Here is a 12,581-nt window from a genome sequence, read left to right on the forward strand (position 1 = left end):
CTGATGACCATAGCAAGTTGGTCCCACCCCTTCCCATCCCGAACAGGACCGTGAAACAACTTTGCGCCGATGATAGTGCTGCAACCAGTGTGAAAGTAGGTTATCGTCAGGCTTGTTATTCGCAGTAGAGAAAAACCCGATCAGCAATGGTCGGGTTTTTTTTCGTCTGGCGGTTTGTGATGGCGAACCCCAAACGAAGGCTGGGGTCAGACCCCCTCCCGCGTTGGCGTCGAATCTGGCGTTGGCGGTGTGGAGGGTCTGACCCCGGTGGCTCGGTTCAGCAGGCGAAAAAAAAGCAGCGCTGCGCGCTGCCTTCTTCTTGATTTTATTGGCCGCCCACTACCGGCGTGGCGCCGCTCCTGGCGACCCATTCAATCAGCGCATCGACCGCTGCGCGGCCGTTGCCATTGCCCACCAGATCGCTATTGATCATGGCGACCACCACGCACAGCTGGTTGTTGGCGTCGGGTACATAGCCGGCGATGGCGACGACATTCTTTAACGTTCCCGTTTTGATGCGGGCCCGCGCGGCGGCCGGGCTGTTCAACAGGCGCTTGCGCATGGTGCCGTCCAGCGCCACGATGGGCAGGCTGGACTGGAACTCGGGCGCCCACGGACTTTGCTGCATCGCCTGCAAGACGCCGGCCATTTGCGCTGGCGCAATGCGTCCCGTGCGCGACAAGCCGGAACCATTGTCAACCAGCATGCCCTGGGTATCGATATTGTGCCGCTGGAACCATTCCTGGATGACTTGCCGTGCCCGGCTGGCCGTGTCTTCCGGCACCGCCATGGCGACGGGGCGGCTGCCTAACCAGCCATCGCTCTGCAAACTGCCCAGGCTCAGGAACAAGGTACGGGCCAGGGTGTTGTCGGAGGTCTTGTTGATATCGCGCAAGACCTCGGGCAAGGCGCGCGCCACGTGGTCGGCCAGCATGCGCGTGCCGACGGGTTCGGCCGTTGGCGGCAAGCCTGTTGCCGGCGCTTCGCGCACCGTGCCCGTGATCGAGCCGCCCAGACGTTTCCAGGTGGCACGGAACAAACGATCCGCATAATCGTTGCGGTCGAGCACGTTGATGCTGGTGGCCTTGCTGCAATTCTGCGGGAAAGTGCCGTGCAGAATCACCTGCAGCTTGCCGCCCGCATCGCGCCGGTATTCGGGCGGGCGCCAGCCGTCTTCCCATCTGGCGCAACTGCCCTTGACCAGTTTCATGTCGCTCGTGATGCTGACATTTTCGAGCGGCGGCTGCATCAGGATGCTCAATTGCCGCTCCGTCGAGCTCATGTTGATATCGAGCAGATTGGTGTTCAGCAATAAGGCATCGGGAATGACGTTGTAGCGGAATTCGGCGGATTCGTCGAACGGTGCTGCGCCGATGTCGGGCCGGGCCGGCTGGAACAGCTGGCGGTCGAGGATCAAGTCACCCTTGATTTTCACGATACCCTGGTTGCGCAGGGTTTGCAGCATGTGTGCGAGTACGTCCGCATTGAAATCCATGTCGGCGCCGCCGCGCAGGATCAAGTCGCCCTTCAGCACGCCATTGATGACATCGGCGCTGGTGCGCAACTCCGTGCGGCCGCGAAAGATGGGGCCCAGCTGCTCCAGGCCCACGGCCGTCGTTACCAGCTTCATGGTGGACGCGGGCTGCATGCTGCGCTCGGCGCCATGCGACAGCACGGTGGCGTTGCCGCGCAAGACGATGGCGCCCATGGCGTCTTCCGGAATATTTGCGCTGCGCAGCAGCAGGCTGACGGATTCGGGCAATTGCGCGTGGGCAGTCGACAGGCCAAGACCCGCCAACAGCGCAGCCATCAGAACAGGACGTAACATGGTGCTCCTTAGTGGAAAAAGACGTAGGCAACGAAGACGGCGGTAATCACGCCAGCCAGATCCGCGATCAGGCCGGCCGTGATGGCATAGCGCGTCTTGCGGATGCCCACCGAGCCGAAGTACAGGGCCACGATATAGAAGGTGGTGTCGGCCGAGCCCTGGAAGACGCAGGCCAGGCGGCCGACGAAGGAGTCGACACCGTAGGTATTCATGGCATCGATCATCATGGCCTTCGAGCCGGAGCCGCTGAGCGGCTTCATCATGGCGGTCGGCAAGGCGGGCACGAAGTCCGTATTGATACCCAGGTTGGCGAAGAACCAGTTCATGCCGCTCATCAGGAAATTGAACACGCCCGCATTGCGGATCACGCTGATGGCTACCAGCATGCCGACCAGGTAGGGAATCACGGTGATCGAGGTCTGGATGCCGCCTTTTGCTCCTTCGATGAAGGCGTCGTACACGTTCACTTTCTTGCGCAGCGCGCCAATAATAAATATGGCAATCACGCTGATCAATACCAGGTTGCTGACCACTTTGGACACCAGCTCGATTTCCTGTTTCGTCAGGTATTGCGTAAAGTACCAGATCATGGCGACGATGGCGCTCGTCATGCCGCCCATCCAGCCCAGCACGACCCGGTTGAGCAAGTTGATGCGTTGCTTGATGGAGACCGTGATGATGCCGACCATGGTGGCCACATAGGTGGCGATCATGCAGGGGATAAAGATGTCGGACGGGTCTGCCGCGCCGAGGATGGAGCGCTGCGCCATGATGGCCAGCGGAATCAGGGTCAGGCCCGAGGTGTGCAGTACCAAAAACATGATTTGCGCATTCGTCGCCTCTTCCTTGTTCGGGTTCAAGGTTTGCAGGCTTTCCATGGCCTTTAAACCGAACGGCGTGGCCGCATTGTCCAGGCCCAGCAGGTTGGCCGAGAAATTCATCACCATGTGGCCCGTGGCCGGGTGGTCTTTCGGAATTTCCGGGAAGATGCGCGAAAAGAAGGGCGCGATCACTTTGGCCAGCCAGCCGACGATGCCCGCCTTTTCGCCGATGTTCATGATGCCGAGCCATAAGGTCATCACGCCGGCCAGCGGCAGGGCGATATCCATCACGCCCATGCGCGCCGTCTCGAAGGTGCCATCGATGATGCGCTTGAAGATATCGGTATCGCCGAGAAACAGCCACTGCAGCACTGCGGCCAGGAAGCCAACGAGGAAAAAGCCGGACCAGATGTAATTAAGTGCCATATGCGATCAGTTCTGTGTGTCGGGAGTGAAAAATGTCTGCAAACAAAGTATAGGGGCAGCCCGATACGAGTTGATGAAAGAATGCAGCAATCGCATGCCAAAAAGTTATAAGCTGGCAGCCTGTTTTCATTGGCGCCCCGTCGCTTGTCCGCGTAGTGTGGGGGATGCCTGTCGCTTAGCGCTGTTCCTTACCTTTGTCTGCACTGGATCACTGATGATGTTTTTACGCAAAACCGCCTGCGCCGCCGGCCTGGCCCTGTTGACGCTTTTGACTGTGCCGGCCCATGCCGCCGCCGATGCCGCCCGCGCCGGCAAGACCCTGCACTTGTTTTTGAGCACCAGCGAGACGGGCCTGGATCCGGCCGTGGCGTCCGACCTGGCCAGCCTGAACTTGATGGAAAACATTTTCGACCCGCTCTTGCGCTACGATTACCTGGCGCGCCCGGTGCAGCTGCAGGGCAACACGGCGCGCGGCTTGCCGACGGTGGAAGATGGCGGACGCACGTATATCTTTCACTTGCAGCCCGGCATTTTCTTTACACCCGATCCCGCCTTCAAGGGCCAGCCGCGCGAAGTGACGGCGCAGGATTATGTGTACAGCCTGACGCGGCTGTATGACCCCAACCTGAAGTCGCCGTGGTTGTTCTTGCTGGAAGACAAGCTGGTGGGTGATGCGGCCCTGAAAACAAAATTCAGCTATGACACGCCGATCGCCGGCCTGCAGGCGCTGGACAAATACACCCTGCGCATCCGCCTGAACGGCGTCGATCCGAACTTCCTGTTTTACCTGGCGATGCCGGCGACAGCGGTGGTGGCGCGCGAAGTGGCTGAAGCGTACCCGGCGGCAGGGCAGATCGGTAACCACCCCGTCGGCACGGGGCCGTTCCTGGTGAAGGAATGGAAACGCAGCGACAAGATTGTGCTGCAAGCCAACCCGACTTTCCGTGCCACCGTGTTCCATACGGAGGCCAAGGTGCTGGCCGCCTTGCCGCTGGATGCGCGTGCCATCGCCACCGCGCTGGAAGGCAAGCAATTACCGCTGGTCGAGCGCATCGAGGTGCGCATCGTCGAGGAATATCAATCGCGCATGCTGGGTTTCCTGAAAGGCGAATTCGACTACCTGGAACAAGTGCCGGAGTCGATGACGGACATGGTGCTGGAAAATGGCGCGCTGAAACCGGCATTGCTTGCCAAGGGTCTGCAGCTGACGCGCTTTCCCGTGCTGCAAACGTATTACATGTGGATGAATATGGACGATCCCGTGCTGGGCGGCACGAGCAAGGACAAGCTGGCCCTGCGGCGCGCCATCGCCCTCAGCTACAACAGCCGCGAAGATATCGCGTTGTTGAAAAAGGGGCTGGCCTTGCCGGCCCAGTCGCCGCTGCCGCCCAATGTGCTCGGTTACGACAAGCTCTACCGCAGCCCCGTCGCCTACGATCCCGTGCTGGCGCGCGCCCTGCTGGACCGCTTCGGCTACAAGGCAGGCGCCGACGGTTTCCGCACCCAGCCGGACGGCACACCCTTGCTGCTCACCATGCACACGGAACCGAGCACGGTGGGACGCTTGCGCGATGAATTGTGGCGCCGCAACCTGAACGCCATCGGCCTGCGCGTGGAATTTAAAAGCGACAAGAAGACGGAAATCATCAAGGCGTCGCGCCTTGGCAAGGTGCAGATGTTCGAAACCAACTGGATCGCCGACTTCCCCGATGGCGATAACTTTATGCAATTGTTGTATGGTGGCAACGTTGGCCGCGCCAACTATGCCCGCTTCAATTTGCCCGATTACAATAAACGCTATGAGGAGGCGCGCCTGCTATCCGATACGCCGCGCCGACGCAGTCTGTACTTCGACCTGTTTCAGCTGATCCACGCCTACACGCCGTGGGTGTTGCTGACGCATCCCATCTCTGCCGACCTGCAACAACCGTGGCTAAAAAACTACAGGCGCCACCCCGTGGAATTCACGTCCTGGCGCTATCTGGACGTGGATAAAAGCAGGGCTAGCCCCGCAGGCAAGTGACCATGTCACTGAAAAGGGCATTCATTCCAAAAAGTTATGGTTAGGAAAGCATTTTTCATTGGCTGGGCCCGGATGCATCGCGCTACTCTGAAAATGAAAACAAATAAAGTCATGCGCAAATGTCATAAAAAAATGTACTGCGAGACAGACAGTTGCGACGTGAAAAAAACAGCCTGACTTGAGAACTCAAGTTTCGATTGCCCAAATAAAGGAGAGACCCGTGAAATTGAAGAAGCTAGCGCAATTGGTGGCATTGATGGGGGTGGTGGGGCCGGTGATGGCACAGGAAGCGGCGGCACCAGCAATGCAACGGGTCGAAGTCACGGGCAGCAGCATCAAACGCGTCGCCAAGGAAGGCGCGCTGCCGGTGCAAGTCATTTCGTTTGAACAGATCGAAAAGCAGGGCATCACGACGACCGAGCAACTGGTACGTACGCTGTCGGCGAATGGCACGGGTGCCGATAACATGACTTCGGGCAATAACGTGTTTGGCGCGGATGCCGACAGGGTCAGCGGCGGCGCCTCGTTCGCCTCGCTGCGCGGCCTCGGTCCATCGAGCACCCTGGTGCTGTTGAACGGCCGCCGCATCGCCACGCATGGCGCCAGCGGCAAGTCGGTCGACCTGAACTCCATTCCGCTGGGCGCGATCTCGCGCGTGGAAATTCTCAAGGATGGCGCCTCGGCCATCTACGGCACGGATGCCATCGGCGGCGTGATCAATTTCATTCTGAAAACCAATTACAGCGGCGTGGAAGCGTCCGTCTCCACCAACGATACGCAGGCAGGCGGCGGCGCCACGCGCCGCGCCTCGCTGCTGGCCGGCACGGGCTCGCTGGAAAGCGATCGCTATAACATCATGGCCAGCCTGACTGTCGACAAGGCGCAGCGCCTGAATGGCAGCGACCGCTCCTTCGTCAACGGCTACCAGCCGGGCCGCGGCCTGTCGCCCGACACCACGGGCACGCCGTTCGCCAACCAGATGGCGGGTGCCGGCACGGCGCTGGGCGCCTCGTTCCAGCTGCCCGGCGACGCGAATAAATACCTGCAAGCCAATCCCCTGAGCTTCCAGGGCAAGTGCGACAGCATCGCCGGCATGTCGCAGTACCAGACGGAGCTGTGGAAAGACGTGACCTCGCCGCTGCGTACCAAATATTCCTGCGCCTACGACTATGGCGCCGACTATGTGCTGCAATTCCCCGTCGAACGGGCCAATCTGTTGTCGCGCGGTACGTTCCAGCTGGCGCCCGACCACCGCATGTTCGTCGAAGTGCTCGGTTCGCGCACCAAGGCCACGGCCATTTTGACGCCGATGCAGGTGCAGGCGACCGTCGCCAACAAGAATCTGTATCCGGTCGGTGGCGCGTACTACCAGGACCTGTCGGCCTACATCCCCTCGTTCGACAAGACCAAGCCGATTTCCTACAAATGGCGCGCCAATGACGTGGGTAACCGCACGCAGGAAAACACCACCGACAATGCCCGCGTGCTGGTGGGCTTTGAGGGTAACTTTGGCAAGTGGGATTACAAGGCCGGCATTTCGCGCGCCGAAAGCAGTACCAAGACCAAGCTGACGGATGGGTATTCCTATACGGACAAGCTGTACGCGGCATTGGCGACGGGCATCATCAATCCGTGGGTGGGCGCTGGCCAGAGCCAGACGGAAGCGGCCAAGCAATTGATCGAATCGACCAAGTTCCGTGGCGACTTCCAACATGGCAAGACAACTCTGACGCAGATCGACGGTTCCGTTTCGGGCGAACTGTTCCAGCTGCCGGCCGGTGCGCTGGCCATGGCAGCCGGTTTTGACTTGCGCCGCGAAGGTTACAGCTTCGGGCAAGATGTCGACGCCATCCAGATCCTGCTGGCGCCAGGCAATGCCGCATTGAAAGATGCCAGCCGTACCGTCAAGGCCGTGTATGCCGAATTGCTGGTGCCGGTCACGAAGGACCTGGAAATGCAGCTGGCCATCCGCCGCGATGATTACAGCCTGGTAGGCGCGACGACAAATCCGAAAGTGGCTTTCCGCTACCAGCCAACCGATTTCCTGCTGTTCCGTGGTTCGGCCAGCAAGGGTTTCCTCGCGCCAAGCTTCCAGCAGCTGTACTCCGGTTCGCTGAGCCAGGAATTGCCGAACGGCGTGATCGACCAGGAAGGCTGCGCCAAGCATCCGGGCGTGCCCGAGTACTGCGCCATCGACCGCCTCGACTACAAAACGGGTGGCAACACGAACCTGAAGCCGGAAACGTCGAAGCAGGGCAGCGTCGGTTTTGTCATCGAGCCATTCAAGGGATATTCGGCCTCGTTCGACTACTGGGCCATCAATACCAAGGATCGCATCCTGAACCGCACGCCGCAAATCGTGCTGACCAACTACCAGGCGCTGAACCAGTACATCCACCGCAATCCGGACGGCACCATCGAGTACGTGCAGGCGGGCTGGATCAATGCGGCAGGCAGCCGCGTGCGCGGCCTCGACGTGGGCTTGCGCGGCGAGGGCAAGATCCAGGACGCGAAATGGACGGCGACGCTGGACGGCACGTATATGGACAGCTTCAAGTTCGCGGAATATCAAGGCCAGGAATACCAGGAACTGGTCGGCAAGTTTTATACGCGCGACCTGTACCTGCGCTGGAAACACAACGCCAGCTTCGGCGTGTCGCGCGGCGACTGGAGCGGCTTGCTGATCCAGAGTTTTTCGTCGGGCTACAAGGACCAGGTGCCGAATGGCGGCAAGGGTACGCCGCCGCCAGGCTTCAAGCCGGATGTGTCCAGCTACACCACGTATAACTTGTCGGGCACGTACACGGGCTTCAAAAATACGACGATTACCGTGGGTATCCAGAACCTGTTCGACCGCGATCCACCGTTCACCGCGCACAACGTGGATGAAGTGGTGGGCGCCGGCTGGGACCCGCGCGTAGCCGACCCGCGTGGCCGTTCGCTGTCGTTCCAGCTGAAGTACAAGTTCATGTAAGGCAGCCATGCCGGCGGTGATCCTGCCGGCATGCTAACCTCGTGCGGCGGCGCCTGGCGTCGCCGTTTTTTATTCCAGGAAAGGGCCGCATGTCCAGTCAGACCAATCTCAGCCGGCGCCGCTTCGGCGGCTTGCTGGCCGCCACCCTGGGGGCGGCAGGCACACCGGCGTGGGCGGCGGCCGCGCAAGGGAAGGGCAAACGCATGCAACAGCAACAGGCATTGATCAAGCCGGCGCGCCTGCGCGACGGCGACCTGGTCGCCATCATCGCACCGGGAGGTTTTACGGATGAGGAGTCCATCGCCAAGGCCGTACGCAATATCGAATCGCTGGGCTTGCGCGCCAGCCTGGGCGCGAATATTCGCGCCGTGCACGGCAACTATGCGGGCACGGTGCAGCAGCGCCTGGAAGACCTGCACGCGGCGTTTCGCGATCCGGAAGTCAAGGCCGTGTGGGCCATCCGCGGCGGCTCCGGCTGCATTTCGCTGCTGGCGCTGCTCGACTATGCCTTGATCCGCGCGAATCCGAAAGTGCTGATCGGCTATTCCGACATCACGGCCCTGCACCTGGCCATCGGCCGCCAGACGGGCCTGGTGACGTTCCACGGCCCCGTGGCCTCATCCACGTTTTCCGATTACACGGTGACGCAGCTGCAAAACGTGCTGATGACGCCGCAAGACAGCTATACGATCCCGATGGCGCTGGACAATCATCGCCGCGCGCAGACGCACGCCAACTTCGCCATCCGTACCGTGCACGGCGGCCAGGCGACGGGGCGCTTGACGGGTGGCAACCTGTGCATGGTCAGCGCGCTGGCGGGCACGCCGTATGCGGCCGATTTCCGCAAGCATATTTTGTTCCTCGAAGAAATCAACGAAGTGCCCTACCGCATCGACCGCATGCTGTGCCAGCTCGACCTTTCCGTGGGGTTCAACAAGGCTGCGGCCTTGATGCTGGGCATCTTCGAGCATTGCGAGGCGGCCGAGGGCGACACCGCGCTGACCCTCGATGCTACCCTGGACCAGCATTTGCAGCCTTTACGCGTGCCGGCTGTCAGCGGCTATTCGTTTGGCCACATCCGCCACCAGTTCACGATACCGATGGGCATATTGGCGACCCTGGATGCGGACCGGCAAACCCTGACCTTGTTGGAGCCGGCCGTCTGCTAGCGTACGGTGCAGCGGGGCGATTGTCAGTATGCTAGTGTGATTGCAGGTGCGGCACGAGGCCGCGCCGCCTTCTTCACCGCACCCGACATGATCAACCGCCACGCCAGTACCTACATCCTCAGCCACCCGCTGGCCTTCACGCTGCAGGTGCTGAAGGGTTTCCGCGCCAACCAGGGCCTGCTGCTGGCGGGCGCCGTCGCGTATTACTCGCTGCTCTCCATCGTGCCCCTGCTGATGCTGGTGGTGGTGGCCCTGTCGCACGTGATCGCGCAAGGCGAATTGCTGCAAACCATAGGCCATTACCTGGAATGGCTGGTGCCGGGGCAATCGAAAGCCATCGTGGGCGAGATCGCGCATTTTCTCGACAACCGGGGCGTGATCGGCTGGCTCTTGCTGCTGACCATGCTGTTCTTCAGCTCGCTGGCGTTTACCGTGCTGGAAAACGCTATGAGCGTGATTTTCATTCACCGCGTGGCCATCCGCCGCCGCCATTTCCTCATTTCCGCCGTGCTGCCGTACTGCTACATCCTGTGTCTGGGCGTCGGCATCTTGCTGATCACCCTGGTGGCGGGCGGCTTGCAGGTGATGGGCGAGGAAAGCGTGCGCTTCCTGCGCCATGACTGGGGCCTGGAAGGGGTGTCCGGCGTGCTGCTGTATTTGCTGGGGCTGGCGGGTGAAATCCTGGTGCTCAGCTCGATTTACCTGGTCATGCCGGTGGGGCGCCTGTCGATCACGCATGCGCTGATCGGCGGCGTGACGGCGGCCCTCTTGTGGGAAATCGCGCGTCACGTGCTGGTCTGGTATTTTTCCACCTTGTCGCAGGTCAACATCGTGTATGGCTCGATGACGACGGCCATCGTCGTGATGTTCAGCCTGGAAATCGGCGCCACCTTGCTGTTGCTGGGCGCGCAAGTGATTTCCGAATACGAAAGAGTGGCCCGCGGCGGGGAAGAAGACAAGCCGTTGGCGCTAAGGACCTGATTTAAGGTATGGCTTCAATTCATTATTGCATTGCACAAAAAGCTGTGTTATACTCCGTTCAGTGATTGAGATTTGGCAACAAATTATCTCACCATCCAGTTTCAGCGCGGCGACCGACAGGTGTAATGTCGATGGCGTGACAGTGCGAAGAAATGGATTTTGTAATTCCGGATACGTTGGTCGATTTACACTTGGAGTCACCATGCAGATAGCATGGGAGTCCGAAAATCAGGAGGCACTTTGCAGATAGCACTGGCGTCCATGACACGATTAAAGCATTGGTAATACATTGGAACGAAGCCCGCGCTAGCGGGCTTTTTTTTCGTCTGTGGCTGGCGCGTTGAGCAACCTACTGCGCCGCCCGCTCTCGACTCGGCGTTACTCGCCGTACTTAAGTACGGCTGCGTTACTCAAGCCGATATCGAGCTTGCTCGCTACGGTTGCTCAAGGCGCCGAGACTTCTACTGCTTTTATAAGGCTCTGGCGATGAGTATCTTCTGGATATCGCTGGTCCCCTCATAAATCTGGCACACGCGCACGTCGCGGTAGATGCGCTCGACGGGGAAATCGGACACATAGCCGTAGCCGCCGTGCACCTGGATGGCGTCCGAGCACACTTTTTCCGCCATTTCTGACGCAAACAGCTTGGCCATGGCCGCTTCCTTCAGGCAGGGCAAGCCTGCATCCTTCATGGCCGCCGCGTGGCGTATCAGCTGGCGCGCCGCTTCAATCTGCGTGGCCATGTCGGCCAGGCGGAATTGCACGGCCTGGTGCTCATAGATGGGCTTGCCGAAACTCTCGCGCTCGCGCGCATAGCTCAGGGCCGCTTCATACGCGGCGCGCGCCATGCCCACGGCTTGCGAAGCGATGCCGATGCGTCCGCCTTCCAGGCCGGACAGGGCGATCTTGTAGCCTTGTCCTTCTTCGCCGATCAGATTTTCCGCCGGGATGCGGCAATTCTCGAACAGGATCTGCGCCGTGTCCGACGAATGCTGGCCCATCTTCTGTTCCAGTCCCGCCACGATGTAGCCTGGCGTGTTCGTCGGCACCCAGAAGGCGCTGATGCCGCGCTTGCCGGCCGCCTTGTCGGTGACGGCCATGACGATGGCCACGTCCGCATATTTTCCGCTGGTAATGAATTGCTTGGTGCCGTTGATGACGTATTCATTGCCGTCAAGCGTGGCCGTCGTGCGCAGGGCCGAGGCGTCGCTGCCCGTGTGCGGTTCCGTCAGGCAAAATGCCCCCAGCATGGCGCCTTGCGCCAGTGGACGCAGCCATTGTTCCTTTTGCGCATCGTTGGCGTACATCATGGCGATGCTGCACACGGGACAATTATTCACTGAAATGATGGTCGACGTGCCGCCATCGCCGGCGGCGATTTCTTCCAGCACCAGGGCCAGCGACACGTAGTCGAGGCCGGCGCCACCGAGCGCTTCCGGCACGGCCACGCCAAAGGCGCCCAGCGCGGCCAGTTCCTGCAATTCTTCTTTCGGGAAATGATGTTCCTTGTCCCAGCGGGCCGCGTTGGGCGCCAGGCGCTCGCGCGAAAAACTGCGCAGCGCTTCCTGGATCATGGTCTGTTCTTCATTGAGTATCATGGGACGTCGTCTCGTATTTTTTATAGTGGATGCGGGAATTACCAGGCTATGGGCTTGCCATCGTAGTTGCGGAACACGGCCTTGTCCGTGGCCGGCAGGCTGGCCAGGGTGGCGCGGATGCCGGCAGCGCTTTGCTCGGGTGAAATATCGGCGCCGGCGCCGCCCATGTCCGTGCGTACCCAGCCCGGGTGGAAAGCCACGCAGCTGACGCCTTGCGGGCCATGCATGAGGGCTGTGTCGATCAGCACGGAATTCAGTGCCGCCTTGCTGGCGCGGTACAGCGAACCGGTGGGATTGCCCCGCTCGCTCAGGGAACCCATGTGCGAGGACAGCACGGCCAGTTTGCCTTTCGCGTTGGCCACCAGCGGCGCGAGGATCGGCAGCAGCCGCATGGCCGCCAGCACGTTCGTGTGCATGACGAGGTCGAAATCGGCTTGCGCGGGGAAACCGTCGTGGCGGGGGCCGTACACGCCCGCGTTGAGGATGGCCACGTCGAGCTTTTCATCGTCGAGCTTCCAGCCCAGGCCGGCACAGCCTTCCACGTCCGTCACGTCGAGCTGGTGCGCTTCCGCGCCCAGTTGCGCGAGGGCGTCGCAGGCGTCCGGTGTGCGGGCCGTGGCGATGACACGCCAGCCATCGTGGCGGTATTGACGGACGAGCTCGTGGCCGATGCCGCGCGAGGCGCCGATGATCAATGCGGTAGGCATATGTTTTCTCCCTGAAAATAAAATGAAAGGGCGCGTACCGTGAACTGCGGTGCG

8 protein-coding genes and 1 rRNA gene are annotated in these 12,581 nt (G+C 60.8%); 5 read left to right on the top strand and 4 right to left on the bottom strand.

What is annotated here, in order from left to right:
• A 5S ribosomal RNA gene (gene rrf, locus CSQ91_RS26750) occupies positions 1-112 on the top strand.
• A 213-nt stretch (positions 113-325) separates the two neighbouring features.
• Here rrf and dacB read toward each other — a convergent pair.
• Both dacB and CSQ91_RS26760 read right to left on the bottom strand, forming a co-directional pair.
• The gene (dacB, locus tag CSQ91_RS26755) at positions 326-1,828 is read right to left on the bottom strand and encodes a D-alanyl-D-alanine carboxypeptidase/D-alanyl-D-alanine endopeptidase (RefSeq protein ID WP_099390099.1); all 1,503 of its coding nucleotides are present in this window, start codon (positions 1,826-1,828) and stop codon (positions 326-328) included.
• Positions 1,829-1,836: 8 nt separating this feature from the next.
• The gene (locus CSQ91_RS26760; protein WP_034753725.1) at positions 1,837-3,075 is read right to left on the bottom strand and encodes a nucleoside recognition domain-containing protein; all 1,239 of its coding nucleotides are present in this window, start codon (positions 3,073-3,075) and stop codon (positions 1,837-1,839) included.
• A gap of 217 nt (positions 3,076-3,292) precedes the next feature.
• Here CSQ91_RS26760 and CSQ91_RS26765 point away from each other — a divergent pair, with 217 nt between their 5' ends.
• The 4 genes from CSQ91_RS26765 (at position 3,293) to CSQ91_RS26780 (ending at position 10,222) form a co-directional block, all read left to right on the top strand.
• A complete protein-coding gene (locus tag CSQ91_RS26765) occupies positions 3,293-5,098 on the top strand; it encodes an ABC transporter substrate-binding protein (protein WP_099390202.1) in 1,806 nt (601 codons plus the stop codon).
• A gap of 220 nt (positions 5,099-5,318) precedes the next feature.
• Positions 5,319-8,072: a TonB-dependent receptor gene (locus CSQ91_RS26770; protein WP_225317137.1), complete on the top strand. Its 2,754-nt coding sequence runs from the start codon at positions 5,319-5,321 to the stop codon at positions 8,070-8,072.
• Between the two features lie 89 nt (positions 8,073-8,161).
• A complete protein-coding gene (locus CSQ91_RS26775) occupies positions 8,162-9,241 on the top strand; it encodes a S66 peptidase family protein (protein ID WP_099390100.1) in 1,080 nt (359 codons plus the stop codon).
• Positions 9,242-9,328: 87 nt separating this feature from the next.
• Positions 9,329-10,222: a YihY/virulence factor BrkB family protein gene (locus CSQ91_RS26780; RefSeq protein ID WP_099390101.1), complete on the top strand. Its 894-nt coding sequence runs from the start codon at positions 9,329-9,331 to the stop codon at positions 10,220-10,222.
• A 470-nt stretch (positions 10,223-10,692) separates the two neighbouring features.
• On the opposite strand, the gene CSQ91_RS26785 is transcribed toward CSQ91_RS26780, so the two are convergent.
• Together CSQ91_RS26785 and CSQ91_RS26790 are read right to left on the bottom strand one after the other, a co-directional pair.
• A complete protein-coding gene (locus CSQ91_RS26785) occupies positions 10,693-11,820 on the bottom strand; it encodes an acyl-CoA dehydrogenase family protein (RefSeq protein ID WP_092613125.1) in 1,128 nt (375 codons plus the stop codon).
• A 38-nt stretch (positions 11,821-11,858) separates the two neighbouring features.
• Positions 11,859-12,527: an SDR family oxidoreductase gene (locus CSQ91_RS26790; protein ID WP_099390102.1), complete on the bottom strand. Its 669-nt coding sequence runs from the start codon at positions 12,525-12,527 to the stop codon at positions 11,859-11,861.
• Positions 12,528-12,581: the final 54 nt, after the last annotated feature.

Source organism: Janthinobacterium sp. BJB301, from assembly GCF_002735685.1.
GTDB lineage: Bacteria > Pseudomonadota > Gammaproteobacteria > Burkholderiales > Burkholderiaceae_D > Janthinobacterium > Janthinobacterium lividum.